The sequence below is a fragment of the Pseudoxanthomonas sp. 22568 genome, from assembly GCF_052044485.1.
In the GTDB taxonomy this organism is placed as follows: domain Bacteria; phylum Pseudomonadota; class Gammaproteobacteria; order Xanthomonadales; family Xanthomonadaceae; genus Pseudoxanthomonas_A; species Pseudoxanthomonas_A beigongshangi.
Window position 1 is genome coordinate 1 of record NZ_JBQENC010000019.1, and the last position, 16,635, is coordinate 16,635.

29 protein-coding genes are annotated in these 16,635 nt (G+C 64.2%); all 29 read left to right on the forward strand.

What is annotated here, in order from left to right; translation table 11 throughout:
* The coding region (tuf, locus tag ACTJI2_RS18230; RefSeq protein ID WP_235997023.1) for an elongation factor Tu at positions 1–1,170 on the forward strand (1,170 nt) is incomplete at its 5' end.
* 566 nt (positions 1,171–1,736) lie between these two features.
* Entirely contained in the window at positions 1,737–2,048 is a 312-nt protein-coding gene (gene rpsJ, locus ACTJI2_RS18235; protein ID WP_022968186.1) for a 30S ribosomal protein S10, read from the forward strand.
* A gap of 11 nt (positions 2,049–2,059) precedes the next feature.
* Positions 2,060–2,713: a 50S ribosomal protein L3 gene (rplC, locus tag ACTJI2_RS18240; RefSeq protein WP_183638685.1), complete on the forward strand. Its 654-nt coding sequence runs from the start codon at positions 2,060–2,062 to the stop codon at positions 2,711–2,713.
* A gap of 11 nt (positions 2,714–2,724) precedes the next feature.
* Complete coding sequence (gene rplD, locus ACTJI2_RS18245) at positions 2,725–3,330, forward strand: 50S ribosomal protein L4 (protein ID WP_440842953.1); 606 nt, start codon at positions 2,725–2,727, stop codon at positions 3,328–3,330.
* Entirely contained in the window at positions 3,327–3,623 is a 297-nt protein-coding gene (gene rplW / locus ACTJI2_RS18250) for a 50S ribosomal protein L23 (protein ID WP_141455882.1), read from the forward strand. Before rplD ends, rplW begins: the two co-directional genes overlap by 4 nt.
* An 11-nt stretch (positions 3,624–3,634) precedes the next feature.
* Positions 3,635–4,462: a 50S ribosomal protein L2 gene (gene rplB, locus ACTJI2_RS18255; RefSeq protein ID WP_141455883.1), complete on the forward strand. Its 828-nt coding sequence runs from the start codon at positions 3,635–3,637 to the stop codon at positions 4,460–4,462.
* 6 nt (positions 4,463–4,468) lie between these two features.
* Entirely contained in the window at positions 4,469–4,744 is a 276-nt protein-coding gene (gene rpsS, locus ACTJI2_RS18260) for a 30S ribosomal protein S19 (RefSeq protein WP_183638682.1), read from the forward strand.
* 12 nt (positions 4,745–4,756) lie between these two features.
* Complete coding sequence (rplV, locus tag ACTJI2_RS18265) at positions 4,757–5,092, forward strand: 50S ribosomal protein L22 (RefSeq protein ID WP_079724420.1); 336 nt, start codon at positions 4,757–4,759, stop codon at positions 5,090–5,092.
* Between the two features lie 2 nt (positions 5,093–5,094).
* Complete coding sequence (gene rpsC, locus ACTJI2_RS18270; RefSeq protein WP_141455884.1) at positions 5,095–5,829, forward strand: 30S ribosomal protein S3; 735 nt, start codon at positions 5,095–5,097, stop codon at positions 5,827–5,829.
* A gap of 2 nt (positions 5,830–5,831) precedes the next feature.
* On the forward strand, positions 5,832–6,245 hold the full coding sequence (gene rplP, locus ACTJI2_RS18275) for a 50S ribosomal protein L16 (RefSeq protein ID WP_183638680.1): 414 nt from the start codon (positions 5,832–5,834) through the stop codon (positions 6,243–6,245).
* Entirely contained in the window at positions 6,245–6,430 is a 186-nt protein-coding gene (rpmC, locus tag ACTJI2_RS18280; RefSeq protein ID WP_141455886.1) for a 50S ribosomal protein L29, read from the forward strand. The genes rplP and rpmC overlap by 1 nt, the downstream gene beginning before the upstream one ends.
* 12 nt (positions 6,431–6,442) lie before the next feature.
* Positions 6,443–6,709, forward strand: coding sequence for a 30S ribosomal protein S17 (rpsQ, locus tag ACTJI2_RS18285; protein ID WP_183638678.1), 267 nt, complete (start codon positions 6,443–6,445; stop codon positions 6,707–6,709).
* Between the two features lie 15 nt (positions 6,710–6,724).
* Positions 6,725–7,093, forward strand: coding sequence for a 50S ribosomal protein L14 (gene rplN / locus ACTJI2_RS18290; RefSeq protein WP_013535986.1), 369 nt, complete (start codon positions 6,725–6,727; stop codon positions 7,091–7,093).
* Between the two features lie 15 nt (positions 7,094–7,108).
* A complete protein-coding gene (rplX, locus tag ACTJI2_RS18295; RefSeq protein WP_141455888.1) occupies positions 7,109–7,426 on the forward strand; it encodes a 50S ribosomal protein L24 in 318 nt (105 codons plus the stop codon).
* 11 nt (positions 7,427–7,437) lie between these two features.
* Positions 7,438–7,980, forward strand: a complete 543-nt coding sequence (gene rplE / locus ACTJI2_RS18300) for a 50S ribosomal protein L5 (RefSeq protein ID WP_141455889.1) — start codon at positions 7,438–7,440, stop codon at positions 7,978–7,980.
* Between the two features lie 20 nt (positions 7,981–8,000).
* Positions 8,001–8,306, forward strand: coding sequence for a 30S ribosomal protein S14 (gene rpsN, locus ACTJI2_RS18305; protein ID WP_183638676.1), 306 nt, complete (start codon positions 8,001–8,003; stop codon positions 8,304–8,306).
* Positions 8,307–8,504: 198 nt separating this feature from the next.
* Complete coding sequence (gene rpsH, locus ACTJI2_RS18310) at positions 8,505–8,903, forward strand: 30S ribosomal protein S8 (protein ID WP_141455891.1); 399 nt, start codon at positions 8,505–8,507, stop codon at positions 8,901–8,903.
* Between the two features lie 12 nt (positions 8,904–8,915).
* The gene (gene rplF, locus ACTJI2_RS18315; protein WP_440842954.1) at positions 8,916–9,443 is read left to right on the forward strand and encodes a 50S ribosomal protein L6; all 528 of its coding nucleotides are present in this window, start codon (positions 8,916–8,918) and stop codon (positions 9,441–9,443) included.
* Between the two features lie 29 nt (positions 9,444–9,472).
* Complete coding sequence (gene rplR, locus ACTJI2_RS18320; protein WP_183638672.1) at positions 9,473–9,829, forward strand: 50S ribosomal protein L18; 357 nt, start codon at positions 9,473–9,475, stop codon at positions 9,827–9,829.
* Between the two features lie 153 nt (positions 9,830–9,982).
* Positions 9,983–10,525 carry a 30S ribosomal protein S5 gene (rpsE, locus tag ACTJI2_RS18325; RefSeq protein ID WP_141455894.1) on the forward strand — a complete coding sequence of 181 codons (543 nt, stop codon included), beginning with the start codon at positions 9,983–9,985 and terminating at the stop codon, positions 10,523–10,525.
* A complete protein-coding gene (gene rpmD, locus ACTJI2_RS18330; RefSeq protein WP_055941302.1) occupies positions 10,518–10,709 on the forward strand; it encodes a 50S ribosomal protein L30 in 192 nt (63 codons plus the stop codon). Before rpsE ends, rpmD begins: the two co-directional genes overlap by 8 nt.
* Positions 10,709–11,152, forward strand: a complete 444-nt coding sequence (gene rplO, locus ACTJI2_RS18335) for a 50S ribosomal protein L15 (RefSeq protein ID WP_181444278.1) — start codon at positions 10,709–10,711, stop codon at positions 11,150–11,152. Before rpmD ends, rplO begins: the two co-directional genes overlap by 1 nt.
* Before the next feature lie 7 nt (positions 11,153–11,159).
* Positions 11,160–12,512, forward strand: a complete 1,353-nt coding sequence (secY, locus tag ACTJI2_RS18340) for a preprotein translocase subunit SecY (protein WP_183638670.1) — start codon at positions 11,160–11,162, stop codon at positions 12,510–12,512.
* Between the two features lie 354 nt (positions 12,513–12,866).
* A complete protein-coding gene (gene rpsM, locus ACTJI2_RS18345; RefSeq protein ID WP_055943298.1) occupies positions 12,867–13,223 on the forward strand; it encodes a 30S ribosomal protein S13 in 357 nt (118 codons plus the stop codon).
* Between the two features lie 12 nt (positions 13,224–13,235).
* A complete protein-coding gene (rpsK, locus tag ACTJI2_RS18350) occupies positions 13,236–13,628 on the forward strand; it encodes a 30S ribosomal protein S11 (RefSeq protein ID WP_055941307.1) in 393 nt (130 codons plus the stop codon).
* Between the two features lie 14 nt (positions 13,629–13,642).
* Positions 13,643–14,269, forward strand: a complete 627-nt coding sequence (rpsD, locus tag ACTJI2_RS18355) for a 30S ribosomal protein S4 (RefSeq protein WP_141455897.1) — start codon at positions 13,643–13,645, stop codon at positions 14,267–14,269.
* Between the two features lie 54 nt (positions 14,270–14,323).
* Positions 14,324–15,322, forward strand: a complete 999-nt coding sequence (locus tag ACTJI2_RS18360) for a DNA-directed RNA polymerase subunit alpha (RefSeq protein WP_141455898.1) — start codon at positions 14,324–14,326, stop codon at positions 15,320–15,322.
* A 204-nt stretch (positions 15,323–15,526) separates the two neighbouring features.
* Positions 15,527–15,898 (forward strand): 50S ribosomal protein L17, encoded by a 372-nt coding sequence (rplQ, locus tag ACTJI2_RS18365; RefSeq protein WP_183638668.1) that lies wholly within the window; start codon positions 15,527–15,529, stop codon positions 15,896–15,898.
* 215 nt (positions 15,899–16,113) lie between these two features.
* The gene (locus ACTJI2_RS18370) at positions 16,114–16,629 is read left to right on the forward strand and encodes a disulfide bond formation protein B (RefSeq protein ID WP_183638666.1); all 516 of its coding nucleotides are present in this window, start codon (positions 16,114–16,116) and stop codon (positions 16,627–16,629) included.
* The last annotated feature ends 6 nt before the right edge of the window (positions 16,630–16,635 follow it).

Genomic DNA, 16,635 nt, shown 5'->3' on the forward strand with positions numbered 1-16,635 from the left:
CGCACCAAGCCGCACGTGAACGTGGGCACGATTGGTCACGTTGACCACGGCAAGACGACGCTGACGGCGGCGCTGACGAAGGTGGGTGCCGAGCGCTTTGGCGGCGAGTTCAAGGCGTACGACGCGATTGACGCGGCGCCGGAAGAGAAGGCTCGCGGCATCACGATTTCGACGGCGCACGTGGAATACGAAAGCCCGACGCGCCACTACGCGCACGTGGACTGCCCGGGTCACGCGGACTACGTGAAGAACATGATTACCGGTGCGGCGCAGATGGACGGCGCGATTCTGGTGTGCTCGGCCGCGGACGGCCCGATGCCGCAGACGCGCGAGCACATCCTGCTGTCGCGCCAGGTGGGCGTGCCGTACATCGTGGTGTTCCTGAACAAGGCGGACATGGTGGACGACGCCGAGCTGCTGGAACTGGTGGAAATGGAAGTTCGCGAGCTGCTGACCAAGTACGAGTTCCCGGGCGACGACACCCCCATCATCCACGGTTCGGCGCGCCTGGCGCTGGAAGGCGACCAGTCGGAGATTGGCGTGCCGGCCATCCTGAAGCTGGTGGAAGCGCTGGACACGTTCATTCCGGAGCCGCAGCGTGACGTGGACAAGCCGTTCCTGATGCCGGTGGAAGACGTGTTCTCGATTTCGGGCCGTGGCACGGTGGTGACCGGTCGTATCGAGCGCGGCATCATCAAGGTGGGCGACGAAATCGAAATCGTCGGTATCCGTCCGACCCAGAAGACCACGGTCACGGGCGTGGAAATGTTCCGCAAGCTGCTGGACCAGGGCCAGGCGGGCGACAACGCGGGCCTGCTGCTGCGCGGCACCAAGCGTGACGACGTGGAGCGTGGCCAGGTGCTGGCCAAGCCGGGTTCCATCACCCCGCACACCGAGTTCGAGGCCGAGGTGTACGTGCTGTCGAAGGACGAGGGTGGCCGTCACACGCCGTTCTTCAAGGGTTACCGTCCGCAGTTCTACTTCCGCACCACGGACATCACCGGTGCGGTGACGCTGCCGGAAGGCACCGAGATGGTGATGCCGGGCGACAACATCAAGATGACCGTGCAGCTCATCAACCCGGTGGCGATGGACGAAGGTCTGCGTTTCGCCATTCGCGAAGGCGGTCGTACCGTCGGCGCCGGCGTCGTGGCCAAGATCATCAAGTAATGAATCGACGGGGCGGGCCGAAAGGCCCGCCCCGTTTTGTCGGTTCTTTTCCTGGCGAAAGCCGGGGCCATTGAACCGGCAAGGCGAGAAGTACCCCGGCGGGGCAGGGATTCCAGCCTCCACCGGTCTCCGGTAATAAAAATTCGCCGGATTTGCTGCAAACCAGCAAAAACATCGCTATAATGCGCGCCCCCAGATGGCCCAGCCATCCCGGGATATCGCAATACCCGCGCCGGTCCCCCCTGGGAGGTATGCCGGCGCTACCGCGAAAAGAAGCGCAGGGAGTGCTTCGTGTTCGCCAGACAAGGAGAGTCGCGTGCCTGCCGCCCGGTTTCAGGGGTGGACGCCCCGCTATTGACGGGGCCAGTCATGCGTCCTATACTTTTCTGTCTGGGCGGGCCGGTTTACCGGCCTGCCCAGTTTTTCAGGATGAAACCCCAGGCCGCTCAGGCTCACCGTTACCGCGCTTTCCGGCGGTTCCGGAACGGGGCTGAACGTCTGGACCCTACCGGGGCAAGGCATCCCAGAAGCCGCGCCCGTCGCTCTTTAACGAAGGAAATTCCGTCATGGCGGACCAAAAGATCCGAATCCGGCTCAAGGCGTACGATCATCGCTTGATCGACCGCTCGGCCAGCGAGATCGTTGAGACGGCCAAGCGGACCGGCGCGCAAGTGCGCGGCCCGATCCCGCTGCCGACCAAGATCGAACGCTACACCGTCCTGGTTTCCCCGCACGTCGACAAGGACGCCCGCGACCAGTACGAAACCCGCACGCACAAGCGTGTGCTCGATATCGTCGACCCCAACGACAAGACCGTGGACGCGCTGATGAAGCTCGAACTCGCGGCCGGCGTCGACGTCCAGATCAAGCTGACCTGAGGCCAACGACCATGACCGCGAAGAAGTATTCGTTGGGAATCGTCGGCCGCAAGGCCGGCATGACCCGCGTGTTCACCGAGGACGGCAAGTCCATTCCGGTGACGCTGATTGAAGCCACCCCGAACCGCATCACCCAGATCAAGACCCAGGAAACCGACGGCTACAGCGCCGTGCAGGTTGCCGTCGGCACCCGCCGTGCGTCGCTGGTCACCAAGCCGGTCGCCGGCCACCTGGCCAAGGCCAAGGTCGAAGCCGGTCGTGGCCTGTGGGAACTGCGCGTCGAAGCCGACAAGCTGGGCGACTTCACCGTCGGCGGCGAAATCAAGGCCGACATTTTCGAAGTGGGCCAGAAGGTCGACGTCCAGGGCGTGACCAAGGGCAAGGGCTTCCAGGGCACCATCAAGCGCTGGAACTTCACCATGGGCGACGCCACCCACGGTAACTCGCTGTCGCATCGCGCGCCGGGTTCGCTGGGCCAGCGCCAGACCCCGGGTCGCGTTTTCCCGGGCAAGAAGATGTCCGGTCACATGGGCGCGGTGCAGCAGAGCACCCAGAACCTTGAAGTGGTTCGCGTCGATGCCGAGCGCGGCCTGATCGCCGTCCGCGGCGCCGTTCCGGGTGCTGCCGGTGGCGACGTGATCGTGCGTCCGGCTAGCAAGGCTTAAGGAGAACGACAATGGAACTAGCCATTACAGGTAGCGCCAACAAGCTGTCGGTTTCCGACGCCGTGTTCGGTCGTGAATTCAGCGAAGATCTGGTCCACCAGGTCGTCGTTGCCTATCGCAATGCCGGTCGTGCCGGTACCAAGGCGCAGAAGACCCGCGCCGAAGTCAACGGCACCACCAAGAAGTCGAAGAAGCAGAAGGGCGGTGGTGCCCGTCACGGTGCGCTGACTGCGCCGATCTTCGTCGGCGGCGGCGTGACCTTCGCAGCGAAGCCCCGCAGCTTCGACCAGAAGGTCAACCGCAAGATGTACCGCGCGGCCATCTGCGCGATCCTGTCGGAGCTGAACCGCCAGAACCGCCTGATGGTGGTGGATGCGTTCGACCTCGACACCACCAGGACCAAGACGCTGATCGAAAAGCTGAAGGGTCTGGAAGTCGGTCAGCGTCCGCTGATCGTCACCGAAGACGCCTCCGAGCATCTGTACCTGTCCGCCCGCAACCTGCCGTATGTGGAAGTGCGCGACGTGCAGGGCCTGGATCCGGTCGCCCTGGTGGGCGCCGACAGCGTCGTCGTCACCGCCGATGCCGTCAAGAAGATCGAGGAGTGGCTGGCATGAGCAACGAAAAAATCTTCAGCGTGCTGCGTGCTCCGCGTGTCTCCGAGAAGACGGCGCGCCTGCAGGAAGTTTCCAACCAATACGTCTTTGAAGTTTCGAACGACGCCACCAAGGCCGATGTGAAGGCCGCCGTGGAAAAGTTGTTCGACGTCAAGGTCGAGGCAGTCAATGTGGTCAACGTGAAGGGCAAGAACAAGTCCTTCCGTTTCCGCAACGGCCGTCGCGGCGACTGGCGCAAGGCGTACGTGCGTCTGGCCGAGGGCCAGGCTATCGACGTAACGGCCAAGGCCTGAGGTAGACCCACATGCCATTGATGAAATTCAAGCCAACCTCCGCCGGCCGCCGTTCCGCGGTCCGCGTGGTGACGCCGGACCTGCACAAGGGTGCCCCGCATGCTGCGCTGCTTGAAAAGCAGAGCAAGACCGGCGGTCGCAACCACCACGGCCGCATCACCACCCGCCACATCGGCGGTGGCCACAAGCAGCATTACCGCATCATCGACTTCAAGCGCGACAAGGAAGGCATCCCGGCGCGCGTTGAGCGGATCGAATACGATCCGAACCGCACCGCGCACATCGCGCTGCTGTGCTACGTCGATGGCGAGCGCCGCTACATCATCGCCCCGAAGGGCCTGAAGGCCGGTGACCAGGTCATCGCCGGCAGCGATGCGCCGATCAAGGTCGGCAACACGCTGCCGCTGCGCAACATCCCGGTCGGTACCACCGTGCACGGCATCGAGCTGAAGCCGGGCAAGGGCGCCCAGATCGCCCGCGCCGCCGGTGCTGCCGTGCAGCTGGTTGCCCGCGAGCAGGGCTTCGCCACGCTGCGCCTGCGCTCGGGCGAAATGCGCAAGGTGCAGGTCGAGTGCCGCGCCACCGTCGGCGAAGTCGGCAACGACGAGCACAGCCTGGAAAAGCTGGGCAAGGCCGGTGCCAAGCGCTGGCGCGGTGTCAAGCCGACCGTCCGCGGTGCGGCCATGAACCCGGTTGACCATCCGCACGGTGGTGGTGAGGCCAAGGCCGGCCAGGGCAACCCGCATCCGGTCACCCCCTGGGGTGTGCCGACCAAGGGTTACAAGACGCGCAAGAACAAGCGCACTCAGCAATTCATCGTCCGCGATCGTAGGGGCTAATCGACCATGGCACGTTCACTCAAGAAGGGCCCGTTCGTCGATCACCACCTCATCAAGAAGGTGGAGGCCGCGGGCGGCAGCAAGAAGCCGATCAAGACCTGGTCGCGCCGCTCGATGATCCTGCCGGAAATGGTGGGCTTCACGATCGCCATCCACAACGGCAAGAACCACGTTCCGGTGCTCGTCAACGAGAACATGGTTGGCCACAAGCTCGGCGAATTTGCCGTCACCCGTACCTTCAAGGGCCACGGTGGCGACAAGAAAGCCGGCGGGAAGAAGTAAGGAGAGATGACCATGGAAGCGAAAGCCATCCTGCGCACCGCGCGCATCTCCCCGCAGAAGGCCCGCCTGGTTGCTGACCAGGTGCGTGGCCTGTCGGCCGAACGCGCCGTCAACCTGCTGAAGTTCTCGGACAAGAAGGCCGCCCACCTGATCAAGAAGGTGGTCGAGTCCGCTATCGCCAACGCCGAGAACAACCAGGGTGCCGACGTCGACGAGCTGAAGGTCAAGACCATCATGGTCGACGAAGGTCCGGTGCTGAAGCGTTTCATGGCCCGTGCCAAGGGCCGTGGTACCCGCATTCTTAAGCGCACCAGCCACATCACCGTGGTCGTGGGCGAGGGCAAATAAGTATGGGTCACAAAGTTCATCCGACCGGAATCCGCCTGGGCATCGCCAAGGACTGGAATTCCAAGTGGTTCGCCAACAAGCGCGACTACGCCGACTACCTGGCCGCCGACCTCAAGGTGCGCGAAATGCTGCGCAAGAAGCTGGCGCAGGCGGGCATCTCCAAGATCCTGATCGAGCGTCCGGCCAAGACCGCCCGCGTGACCATCCACACCGCCCGTCCGGGCGTGGTGATCGGCAAGCGTGGTGAGGACATCGAGAAGCTGCGCAAGGAAGTCAGCGACCTGATGGGCGTTCCGGCGCACATCAACGTCACCGAAGTCCGCAAGCCGGAACTGGACGCGCAGCTGGTGGCCGAGTCGATCGCCCAGCAGCTGGAGCGCCGCATCATGTTCCGCCGCGCCATGAAGCGTGCGGTCGGCAACGCGATGCGCCTGGGCGCCCTGGGCATCAAGGTCAATGTCGCTGGCCGCTTGAACGGCGCCGAAATCGCCCGTTCGGAGTGGTACCGCGAAGGTCGCGTGCCGCTGCACACCCTGCGTGCGGACATCGACTACGGCTTTGCTGAAGCCAAGACCACCTACGGCATCATCGGCATCAAGGTGTGGGTCTACAAGGGCGAAATCTTCGATTTCAGCCAGGTGGGCCAGGAAAAGCAGGACGACACGCCGCGCGCCGAACGCAATGAGCGCAGCGACCGTCCGCGTGGACCGCGCCGTGATCGCGAGGCGAGGGAATAATCATGTTGCAACCCAAGCGAACCAAATTCCGCAAGATGCACAAGGGCCGTAACGACGGCCTGAGCTGGAACGGCAACCTCGTCAGCTTCGGCGAGTACGGCCTGAAGGCCACGGCGCACGGTCAGCTGACAGCGCGCCAGATCGAGGCGGCCCGCCGCTCCATCAGCCGTTACGTCAAGCGTGGCGGCAAGATGTGGATCCGCGTGTTCCCCGACAAGCCGATCACCAAGAAGCCGATCGAAGTCCGAATGGGCTCCGGTAAGGGCAACGTGGAGTACTGGGTCGCCCAGATCCAGCCCGGCCGCATGATTTATGAAATCGAAGGCGTCAGCGAGGAAATCGCGCGCGAGGCGTTCCGCCTGGCCGCGGCCAAGCTGTCCGTCACCACCCAATTCGTGACCCGGACGGTGCGCTAATGGAACTCAAGCAACTCCGCGAGAAGTCGGCTGACGAACTGAAGGCCCACCTGACCGATCTGCGCAAGGAGCAGTTCTCCCTGCGCATGCAGAAGGTCACCGGCCAGCTGCCGAAGACCCATGAAACCCGCCGGGTTCGCCGCGAGATCGCTCGCGTCAAGACCCTGCTTGGCGGCAAGAAGTAAGGAGCGCCCGAGATGAGCGATAACAAAGACAAAGCGCAACGCACCATCGAAGGCCGCGTCGTCAGCAACAAGATGGACAAGACCGTCACCGTGCTGGTGGAGCGTCAGGTCAAGCATGCCCTGTACGGCAAGTACATTCGTCGTTCCACCAAGCTGCACGCGCACGACGCGGACAACAGCTGCAAGGAAGGCGACGTGGTGCGGGTGACCGAAATCGCCCCGATGTCCAAGACCAAGAACTGGCGCGTGGTGGAAATCATCACCCGCGCGGCTGAATAAGAGGAGATCTGAATCATGATCCAGATGCAGAGCTACCTTGACGCGGCCGACAACTCCGGCGCCAAGGAACTGATGTGCATCAAGGTGCTGGGCGGCTCCAAGCGCCGTTACGCCGGCATCGGCGACATCATCAAGGTGACCGTCAAGGACGCCATCCCGCGTGGCAAGGTCAAGAAGGGCGAAGTCTACGATGCCGTGGTCGTGCGCACCCGCAAGGGCGTTCGTCGCCCGGACGGTTCGCTGATCCGCTTCGACGGCAACGCCGCCGTGCTGCTCAACAACAAGCAGGAGCCGATCGGTACCCGCATCTTCGGGCCCGTGACCCGCGAGCTGCGTTCCGAGAAGTTCATGAAGATCGTTTCGCTCGCGCCTGAAGTGCTCTGAGCGGAGGACATAGAAATGGCAAACCGTATCAAGAAGGGCGACCAGGTGGTCGTCATCGCCGGCAAGGACAAGGGCAAGAAGGGCGACGTGGTGCGCGTGGACGGTGACCGCGTGGTCGTCTCCAACGTCAACGTCGTCAAGCGCCACACCAAGCCGAATCCGCAGGCGGGCATCGCCGGCGGCGTGGTCGAGCGTGAATCCTCGATCCACATTTCGAACGTCGCGCTGTTCAACCCGGCCACCGGCAAGGGCGAGCGTATCGGTTTCAAGGTCCTGGAGGATGGACGCAAACTGCGTGTGTTCCGCTCCAGTGGTGAGGCGCTCGACGCCTGAGGAATGAGGTCATGACCACCCGTCTCGAAAAAATTTACAAGGAAGAAGTGGCGCCGGCTCTGATGAAGAAGTTCGGTTACACCAATCCGATGGAAGTCCCGAAGATCACCAAGATCACCATCAACATGGGTGTGGGTGAAGCGGCGACCAACAAGAAGATCCTGGAAAACGCCGTGGCCGACCTGGCCAAGATCAGCGGCCAGAAGCCGATCACGACCAAGTCCCGCATTTCGGTGGCTTCGTTCAAGATCCGCGACGGCTGGCCGATCGGCTGCAAGGTGACCCTGCGTCGCGCCAAGATGTACGAGTTCCTGGATCGCCTGATCAACATCTCGCTGCCGCGCGTGCGTGACTTCCGCGGCGTGTCGGGTCGTTCGTTCGACGGCCGCGGCAACTACAACATGGGCGTGAAGGAACAGATCATCTTCCCGGAAATCGACTTCGACCAGGTCGACGCGCTCCGCGGCATGGATATCGCCATCACCACGACCGCCAAGAGCGACGCCGAAGCCAAGGCGCTGCTGGAAGCGTTCAAGTTCCCGTTCCGCAACTGATATCGCGAGGAATACCACACATGGCCAAGACCTCAATGGTGAACCGCGATATCAAGCGGGCCAAGCTGGCGAAGAAGTACGCCACCAAGCGCGAAGCGCTGAAGAAGATCATCTCGGGCACCACCGCTTCCTATGAAGAAAAGATGGAAGCCGTGACCAAGCTGCAGAAGCTGCCGCGCGACTCGTCGCCGTGCCGCGAGCGCAACCGCTGCGAGCTGTCCGGCCGTTCGCGCGGCGTCTACCGCAAGTTCGGCCTCGGCCGCAACAAGCTGCGCGAAGCCACCATGCGTGGCGACGTGCCGGGCCTGCGCAAGGCCAGCTGGTAAGCCATCCGGCCTCCCGGGCACTCCCCGGGATGGCCAGAATCCAAGTCCGGCACATGCCGGACTTGTTGCTGTACAATTGCCGGTTCCCGCGGCCCGCCGCGGACCGGGGCCCCGTCGGGGCCGCCACCTGGGGCTTCCAGGCACAACCCAAGATTTTCGCGAAAGCGGATATCGGTGCTACTCAAAAGGCATTTACTTATGAGCATGACTGATCCCATCGCCGACATGCTGGTCCGCATCAAGAATGCGGCCGCGGTCGGCAAGCAGACGGTGAAGATGCCGTCCTCCAAGATCAAGGCCTCGATCGCCAACGTCCTGAAGTCGGAAGGCTACATCGCCGACGCGCGCGTGACGAAGACGGAAAACAACAAGGCCGAGCTGGAAATCGTCCTGAAGTACTTCGAAGGCAAGCCGGTCATCGAGAAGCTGTCGCGCGTGTCCCGTTCGGGCCTTCGCCAGTACCGTGGCAAGGCCGAGCTGCCGAAGGTCCTCGGCGGCCTGGGCGTCGCCATCATTTCCACTTCCAAGGGCATCATGACCGATGCGCAGGCGCGCCAGCAGGGCGTCGGCGGTGAAGTCCTGTGCTTCGTGGCCTAACGGAGTAAGCCAATGTCCCGTGTAGCCAAAAAGCCGATTGCCCTGCCCAAGGGCGTTGAAATCAATCTCCAGGCGGAAACGCTGACCGTCAAGGGCCCGAAGGGCATCCTGGCGATCACCAAGCCCGCCGGCGTCGAAGTGAAGATCGAGAACGGCGTTGCCAACCTGGCGCCGGAAGCCATCGAGCACGACGCCATCACCGGTACCATCCGCGCCATCCTCGCCAACATGGTGAAGGGCGTGTCCGAAGGTTTCGAGCGCAAGCTGGAACTGGTCGGCGTGGGTTACCGTGCCGCGATGCAGGGCAAGGATCTGAGCCTGTCGCTCGGCTTCTCGCACCCGGTCGTGTTCAAGGCGCCGGAAGGCATCACCATCGCCACCCCGACCCAGACCGAAATCCTGGTCCAGGGCGCGGACAAGCAGCGCGTGGGCGAAGTCGCCGCCAAGATCCGCGGTTTCCGTCCGCCGGAGCCCTACAAGGGCAAGGGCGTGAAGTACTCCGACGAGACCATCATCCGTAAGGAAGCGAAGAAGGCGTAAGCACGCCTTCGGCTTCGAGGAACCAGATCATGAGCATCAAGAACACCGCCCGCCTGCGCCGCGCCAAGTCGACCCGTGCGCACATCCGCGAACTGGGTGTGCCGCGCCTGTCCGTCCTGCGTACCGGCCAGCACATCTACGCCCAGCTGTTCACCGCCGACGGCGCCAAGGTCATCGCTTCGGCGAACACCCTGCAGTCCGACGTGAAGGATGGCCTGAAGAACGGCAAGAACAGCGACGCCGCCGCCAAGGTCGGCAAGCTGATCGCCGAGCGCGCCAAGGCCGCGGGCATCGAGAAGGTGGCCTTCGACCGTTCCGGTTACCGCTTCCATGGCCGCATCAAGGCCCTGGCCGACGCGGCCCGCGAAGGCGGCCTGCAGTTCTAATCTTGAAAGGCATGGGGGCGACCCCATGCCTTGACCTGCCGGCGCGGGCTGCGCCGGGCGCCCCGGTCCTTGTGTGACCGGAAGCGTGGCAACGAAGTACTCCACAACCATAAGTGGCCAAGCCACAAATCCACATCAACCAAGGATTTCGAAATGGCAGAACAACGTGAACCGCGGGGTCGTGATCGCGACCGCAACCGCGAAGAGAAAGTCGACGACGGCATGATCGAGAAGCTGGTCGCGGTCAACCGCGTCAGCAAGACCGTCAAGGGCGGCCGCCAGTTCACCTTCACCGCGCTGACGGTGGTGGGCGACGGCGCCGGCAAGATTGGTTTCGGCTACGGCAAGGCGCGCGAAGTGCCGGTCGCCATCCAGAAGTCGATGGAGTATGCCCGCAAGAACATGTCCAACGTCGACCTGAACAACGGCACCCTGTGGCACCCGGTCAAGGCCGGTCACGGCGCGGCGCGCGTGTTCATGCAGCCGGCGTCGGAAGGTACCGGCGTGATCGCCGGCGGCGCGATGCGCGCCGTGCTGGAAGCGGTCGGCGTGAAGAACGTGCTGGCCAAGGCTGTCGGTTCGCGCAACCCGATCAATCTGGTGCGCGCCACCCTGAAGGGCCTGAACGACATGCAGTCGCCCACCCGCATCGCGGCCAAGCGCGGCAAGAAGGTGGAGGAACTCCTCAATGGCTAACGAGTCCAACAAGACCGTCAAGGTCCGCCTGGTGCGCGGCCTGCGTGGTTCCCAGTCCCGCCACCGCCTGTCGGTGAAGGCGCTGGGCCTGAACAAGCTGAACGATGTGCGTGAACTCAAGGACAGCCCGCAGGTTCGCGGCCTGATCGCCAAGGTCCACTACCTCGTCAAGGTCGAGGAGTAATCATCATGCGTCTGAATACGTTGAAGCCCGCCGAGGGCGCCCGCGCCGAACGCACCCGCGTTGGCCGCGGTATCGGTTCCGGCCTGGGCAAGACCGCCGGTCGCGGTCACAAGGGTTCCTTCGCCCGTGCGGGCAAGGGCAAGATCAAGGCGAAGTTCGAAGGCGGCCAGATGCCGCTGATCAAGCGTCTGCCGAAGGTCGGTTTCCGTTCCAAGCTCAAGCAGGACACCGCGGAAGTGCTGTCCTACCAGCTGGACAAGCTGGAAGCCGGCGAGATCGACTTCGCCGCGCTGCGTGCCGCCAAGCTGGTCCCCAGCACCGCCAAGCGCGCCAAGATCGTCAAGAAGGGCGAACTGACCAAGAAGTTCGTGCTGAAGGGCGTGCTGGCCACCGCAGGTGCCAAGGCGGCTATCGAAGCCGCTGGCGGCAGCGTGCAGGAGTAAGTGACGCATGGCGCAGGGTAATGCCGCCAGCGCGCTGGCAGGCGCAGGCAAGTTCACCGAACTCCGCCAGCGCCTGCTGTTCGTGCTGGGTGCCTTGATCGTCTATCGCATCGGCTGCTACGTGCCGGTGCCGGGCGTCAATCCCGACGCCATGCTCGCGATGATGCAGAACCAGGGCGGCATCGTGGACATGTTCAACATGTTCTCGGGTGGCGCCCTGCATCGCTTCAGCATCTTCGCGCTGAACGTGATGCCGTACATCTCGGCGTCGATCGTGATGCAGCTGGGCGTGCACATCTTCCCCAGCCTGAAGGCGATGCAGAAGGAAGGCGAGTCCGGCCGCCGCAAGATCACCCAGTACTCGCGCATCGGCGCGGTGCTGCTGGCGGTCGTGCAGGGCGGCAGCATCGCCGTCGCGCTGCAGAACCAGGTCGCTCCGGGCGGCGTGCCGGTGGTGTATGCACCGGGCCTCGGCTTCGTCCTGACCGCCGTGGTGGCGCTGACCGCCGGCACCATCTTCCTGATGTGGCTGGGCGAGCAGGTGACCGAGCGCGGCGTCGGCAACGGCGTGTCGTTGATCATCTTCGCCGGCATCGTCGCTGGCCTGCCGGGCGCCGTGCTGACCACCCTGGAAGCCTTCCAGGCCGGTACGCTCAGCGCCATCTCGCTGATCATCATCGTGCTGGTGGTCTTCGGCTTCACCTTCTTCGTGGTGTTCGTGGAACGCGGCCAGCGCCGCATCACGGTGAATTACGCACGCCGCCAGGGTGGCCGCAGCGCGTACATGAACCAGACCTCGTTCCTGCCGCTGAAGCTCAACATGTCCGGCGTCATCCCGCCGATCTTCGCCTCCAGCATCCTGGCCTTCCCGGCCACGCTGGCGATGTGGTCCGGCCAGAACGGCGCGACCACCTGGTTGCAGCGCATCTCGCAGGCGCTGGCGCCGGGCGAACCGCTGCACATGATCGTGTTCGCGGCGATGATCATCGGCTTCGCGTTCTTCTACACGGCGCTGGTGTTCAACTCGCAGGAAACCGCCGAAAACCTGAAGAAGTCGGGCGCGCTGATTCCGGGCATCCGTCCGGGCAAGGCGACGGCGGATTACGTCGACGGCGTGCTGACCCGCCTGACCGCGGCCGGCTCGCTGTACCTGGTGGCGGTGTGCCTGCTGCCGGAAGTGATGCGAACCCAGTTGGGCACGTCGTTCTACTTCGGCGGCACCTCGCTGCTGATCGTGGTGGTGGTGGTGATGGACTTCATCGCGCAGGTCCAGGCGCACCTGATGTCGCACCAGTACGAAAGCCTGTTGAAGAAGGCAAATTTGAAGGGTGGTTCCCGCGGCGGACTTTCGCGCGGATAATCGCTCCCCTGGCGCGGAAGCCTTCCGCGCGGCCGGCCCGAGAGGACCGGACCAACCAAAAGGGCGGCCCGGGCGGCGATCTCGCGCACGGGTGTGAAGCCGCCGGTCCCGCGCCAGAGTAGCGCGGGCGGGGCAGGGCCCCGGGGGAAACCCCGGAAGCCCGGCACCAGGCAGCTTCCGGCGCCGGAGCATGGGCACACTCCCCATGCCGGGCTTCGTGCCGACCCCTGGTCGGCGCGGGCTTCCCAGTAACCCGAGATCTTGCTAAAATTTCCAGTTCACTCCGTCCGTCTGCCCGTTTTCCTTGCCGGAAGGCGGCCTGCCGGGCCATCAAACACAGTTGGAGACCGCGTCATGGCGCGTATTGCAGGTGTCAACCTGCCTGCCCAGAAGCATGTCTGGGTCGGTTTGCAAAGCATTTACGGCATTGGCCGTACCCGTTCCAAGAAGGTCTGCGAAGCCGCTGGCGTCGCATCGACCACCAAGATCCGCGACCTGTCGGAGCCGGAAGTCGAGCGCCTGCGCGCCGAAGTCGGCAAGTACGTCGTCGAGGGCGACCTGCGCCGTGAAGTCGGCATCGCGATCAAGCGCCTGATGGATCTGGGCTGCTATCGCGGCCTGCGCCATCGCCGCGGCCTGCCGCTGCGCGGCCAGCGCACCCGCACCAACGCTCGTACCCGCAAGGGTCCGCGCAAAGCCATCAAGAAGTAAGGGGCGACCATCATGGCCAAGCCAGCTGCTGCCAAAGTCAAGAAGAAGATCAAGCGCGTCATCACCGACGGCGTCGCCCACGTCCACGCTTCTTTCAACAACACCATCGTCACCATCACCGATCGCCAGGGCAATGCGCTTTCCTGGGCGACCTCGGGTGGTGCCGGTTTCCGCGGTTCGCGCAAGTCGACTCCGTTCGCCGCACAGGTCGCCGCCGAAAAGGCCGGCCGTGCCGCGCTGGACTACGGCGTGAAGTCGCTGGAAGTCCGCATCAAGGGCCCGGGTCCGGGCCGTGAGTCGGCCGTTCGTTCGTTGAACAACGTCGGCTACAAGATCACCAACATCATCGACGTGACGCCAATCCCGCACAACGGGTGCCGTCCGCCGAAGAAGCGTCGCGTCTAAGGGGGCGATAAGAAATGGCTCGTTATATCGGTCCTACCTGTAAGCTCGCGCGCCGCGAAGGCGCCGACCTGTCCCTGAAGAGCCCGGCCCGCGCGCTGGACTCCAAGTGCAAGCTGGAGCAGAAGCCCGGCCAGCACGGTGCCGCCCGCAAGGGCAAGCTGTCCGACTACGCCACCCAGCTGCGCGAAAAGCAGAAGGTCAAGCGTATCTACGGTCTGCTGGAGCGCCAGTTCCGCAACTACTACAAGAAGGCCTCGACCAAGAAGGGCAACACCGGCGAGAACCTGCTGCAGTTGCTGGAAACCCGCCTGGACAACGTGATCTACCGCATGGGCTTCGCCGTGACCCGTCCGGCCGCCCGCCAGCTGGTCTCGCACCGCGGCGTGCTGGTCAACGGCAAGCCGGTCAACCTGCCGTCCTACCAGGTCAAGGCCGGTGACGCGATCGCCCTGTCCGAGCGTGCCCAGAAGCAGCTGCGCGTGCAGGAGTCGCTGACCCTGTCCGAACAGCTCGACCTGAGCCCGTCCTGGATCGAAGTCGACGCGAAGAAGTTCAGCGGCGTGTTCAAGGCCGTGCCGGAACGTTCCGACCTGCCTGCGGACATCAACGAAGCGCTGATCGTCGAGTTGTACTCGAAGTAATTCATTCACGCACCCCCGATGCCCCCGTCGGGGGTTTGCAGGAGACAAAGCAACATGACGGGTATCACTCAGCAAGTGCTGCGCCCCCGCGGCCCGCAGATCGAGCGTCTGACCGACAACCGCGCCAAAGTGGTCATCGAACCGCTGGAGCGTGGTTACGGCCATACGCTCGGCAATGCGCTGCGCCGCGTGCTGCTCTCCTCGATTCCCGGCTTCGCGATCACCGAAGTCGAGATCGACGGCGTGCTGCACGAATACAGCACCATCGAAGGCCTGCAGGAAGACGTGCTGGAAGTCCTGCTGAACCTCAAGGATGTGGCCATCCGCATCCACACCGGTGATTCCTCGACCCTGACCCTGAGCAAGCAGGGCCCGGGCGTGGTGACCGCCGCCGACATCAAGACCGATCACAACGTCGAAATCCTCAATCCGGACCTGGTCATCTGCAACCTGACCAAGGACACCGCGATCAACATGCGCCTGAAGATCGAGCGCGGTTTCGGCTACCAGCCGGCGGCTGCCCGCCGTCGTCCGGATGAAGAGACCCGCAGCATCGGCCGCCTGGTGCTGGACGCCTCGTTCTCGCCGGTCCGCCGCGTCGCCTACGCCGTGGAAGCCGCGCGCGTGGAGCAGCGTACCGACCTGGACAAGCTGGTCCTGGATATCGAGACCAACGGCACGATCGACGCCGAGGAAGCCGTGCGCACCGCCGCCGACATCCTCAGCGACCAGCTGTCGGTGTTCGGCGACTTCACCCACCGCGACCGCGGCGCGGCCAAGCCGGCCAGCAGCGGCGTGGATCCGGTGCTGCTGCGTCCGATCGACGATCTGGAACTGACCGTGCGTTCGGCCAACTGCCTGAAGGCCGAGAGCATCTACTACATCGGCGACCTGATCCAGAAGACCGAAGTGGAACTGCTCAAGACCCCGAACCTCGGCAAGAAGTCGCTGACCGAGATCAAGGAAGTCCTGGCGCAGCGTGGCCTGTCCCTGGGCATGAAGCTGGAGAACTGGCCGCCGGCCGGCGTCGCCCAGCACGGCATGCTCGGCTAAGCCGCACGCAGTCATCGCAATACCCCGCGCCTCCGGGCGCGGGTGGTTTCACCAGAGCAACAACGTCGACGGGCCTGAAGGTCCGCGGCGGTTTCCGGCCAGGGAGCACAGGCCGGTTCGGGCCATCCGCAGTCCAAGTTCCAACGCCAGGAAGGCGACAACGACGTCCAACAGCTTCAACATTCATCATCAGGAATCAAAACCATGCGCCACCAGAAAGCCGGCCGCAAGTTCAGCCGCACCAGCGCCCATCGCGAAGCGATGTTCAGCAACATGGCTGCCTCGCTGATCAAGCACGGCCTCATCCGTACCACCCTGCCCAAGGCCAAGGAACTGCGCCGCGTCGCCGAGCCGCTGATCACCTTGGCCAAGGTCGACGGCGTCGCCAACCGCCGCCTCGCCTTCTCGCGCCTGCGCGACAAGGAAGCCGTCGGTACCCTGTTCACCACCCTCGGCCCGCGCTACCAGTCCCGTCCGGGCGGTTACCTGCGTATCCTCAAGTGCGGTTTCCGCGCTGGCGACAATGCGCCGATGGCCTACGTGGAACTCGTGGACCGTCCGGAAGCGGCCGAGTAATCCGCCGTCCCGCAGGACCCCGAAAGACCCCGGCGATGCCGGGGTTTTTTGTGTCCGGAGGATCCGGCCCCGGGGATGGGAGCGGAATGCGGATTCCCCGCCGGCGCGTCGTCCTTGGGGAGGAGGCCGCGAAGGGAATCGCTGGTAACCAGCTGGAATTTGTTTTTGGCCTTCACACGGCGATAATGCGCCTTACCCGTCCGCAGCGAGCTTTCATGAACCCGTTCCGCTGGTCGTTCCGCGCGCAGTTTCTCCTTGGCTTCGTCATCTGCGCCGGCCTGTTGGGCTATGCGCTGTATCTGGAGCATGTCCAGGGGCTGATTCCCTGTCCGCTGTGCACCTTCCAGCGCGGTGCGTTCGCGCTGCTGGCGCTGGTGTTCCTGCTGGGCGGCCTGCACTCGCCGAAAGCGGCGGGCGGGCGCGGCTTTTACGGCATTCTCGGACTGGCGGCGGCCGGGCTGGGCATCGGTATCGCCGGACGTCACGTCTGGCTGCAGGGCCTGCCGCCGGATCAGGTGCCGGCCTGTGGCCCGGATCTGGCCTACATGATGGAAGCCTTCCCGATGGGCGACGTGCTGAGGCAGGTGCTGACCGGCTCCGGCGAATGCGCCAAGGTCGACTGGGCCTTCCTGGGCTTGTCGATGCCGGGCTGGGCGTTGGTCTGGTTCGTGCTGCTGGCCCTGTGGGCGCTGTTCGCCGCGTTCAAGCGGCGCAAGTCGCGCTACTACTGAGGTTTG

Bases quoted from the DNA above. Each gene is read 5' to 3' on its own strand.
- rplN (WP_013535986.1), top strand. From the start codon at position 6,725: ATGATCCAGATGCAGAGCTACCTTGACGCGGCCGACAACTCCGGCGCC.
- rplR (WP_183638672.1), top strand. From the start codon at position 9,473: ATGAGCATCAAGAACACCGCCCGCCTGCGCCGCGCCAAGTCGACCCGT.
- rpsK (WP_055941307.1), top strand. From the start codon at position 13,236: ATGGCCAAGCCAGCTGCTGCCAAAGTCAAGAAGAAGATCAAGCGCGTC.
- secY (WP_183638670.1), top strand. From the start codon at position 11,160: ATGGCGCAGGGTAATGCCGCCAGCGCGCTGGCAGGCGCAGGCAAGTTC.
- rplX (WP_141455888.1), top strand. From the start codon at position 7,109: ATGGCAAACCGTATCAAGAAGGGCGACCAGGTGGTCGTCATCGCCGGC.
- rpsM (WP_055943298.1), top strand. From the start codon at position 12,867: ATGGCGCGTATTGCAGGTGTCAACCTGCCTGCCCAGAAGCATGTCTGG.
- rplP (WP_183638680.1), top strand. From the start codon at position 5,832: ATGTTGCAACCCAAGCGAACCAAATTCCGCAAGATGCACAAGGGCCGT.
- rpsS (WP_183638682.1), top strand. From the start codon at position 4,469: ATGGCACGTTCACTCAAGAAGGGCCCGTTCGTCGATCACCACCTCATC.
- rpsQ (WP_183638678.1), top strand. From the start codon at position 6,443: ATGAGCGATAACAAAGACAAAGCGCAACGCACCATCGAAGGCCGCGTC.
- rplB (WP_141455883.1), top strand. From the start codon at position 3,635: ATGCCATTGATGAAATTCAAGCCAACCTCCGCCGGCCGCCGTTCCGCG.
- rpsD (WP_141455897.1), top strand. From the start codon at position 13,643: ATGGCTCGTTATATCGGTCCTACCTGTAAGCTCGCGCGCCGCGAAGGC.
- ACTJI2_RS18370 (WP_183638666.1), top strand. From the start codon at position 16,114: ATGAACCCGTTCCGCTGGTCGTTCCGCGCGCAGTTTCTCCTTGGCTTC.
- rpsC (WP_141455884.1), top strand. From the start codon at position 5,095: ATGGGTCACAAAGTTCATCCGACCGGAATCCGCCTGGGCATCGCCAAG.
- rplV (WP_079724420.1), top strand. From the start codon at position 4,757: ATGGAAGCGAAAGCCATCCTGCGCACCGCGCGCATCTCCCCGCAGAAG.
- ACTJI2_RS18360 (WP_141455898.1), top strand. From the start codon at position 14,324: ATGACGGGTATCACTCAGCAAGTGCTGCGCCCCCGCGGCCCGCAGATC.
- rplE (WP_141455889.1), top strand. From the start codon at position 7,438: ATGACCACCCGTCTCGAAAAAATTTACAAGGAAGAAGTGGCGCCGGCT.
- rplF (WP_440842954.1), top strand. From the start codon at position 8,916: ATGTCCCGTGTAGCCAAAAAGCCGATTGCCCTGCCCAAGGGCGTTGAA.
- rplC (WP_183638685.1), top strand. From the start codon at position 2,060: ATGACCGCGAAGAAGTATTCGTTGGGAATCGTCGGCCGCAAGGCCGGC.
- rpsJ (WP_022968186.1), top strand. From the start codon at position 1,737: ATGGCGGACCAAAAGATCCGAATCCGGCTCAAGGCGTACGATCATCGC.
- rpmC (WP_141455886.1), top strand. From the start codon at position 6,245: ATGGAACTCAAGCAACTCCGCGAGAAGTCGGCTGACGAACTGAAGGCC.
- rplD (WP_440842953.1), top strand. From the start codon at position 2,725: ATGGAACTAGCCATTACAGGTAGCGCCAACAAGCTGTCGGTTTCCGAC.
- rplW (WP_141455882.1), top strand. From the start codon at position 3,327: ATGAGCAACGAAAAAATCTTCAGCGTGCTGCGTGCTCCGCGTGTCTCC.
- rpmD (WP_055941302.1), top strand. From the start codon at position 10,518: ATGGCTAACGAGTCCAACAAGACCGTCAAGGTCCGCCTGGTGCGCGGC.
- rplQ (WP_183638668.1), top strand. From the start codon at position 15,527: ATGCGCCACCAGAAAGCCGGCCGCAAGTTCAGCCGCACCAGCGCCCAT.
- rpsH (WP_141455891.1), top strand. From the start codon at position 8,505: ATGAGCATGACTGATCCCATCGCCGACATGCTGGTCCGCATCAAGAAT.
- rpsE (WP_141455894.1), top strand. From the start codon at position 9,983: ATGGCAGAACAACGTGAACCGCGGGGTCGTGATCGCGACCGCAACCGC.
- rpsN (WP_183638676.1), top strand. From the start codon at position 8,001: ATGGCCAAGACCTCAATGGTGAACCGCGATATCAAGCGGGCCAAGCTG.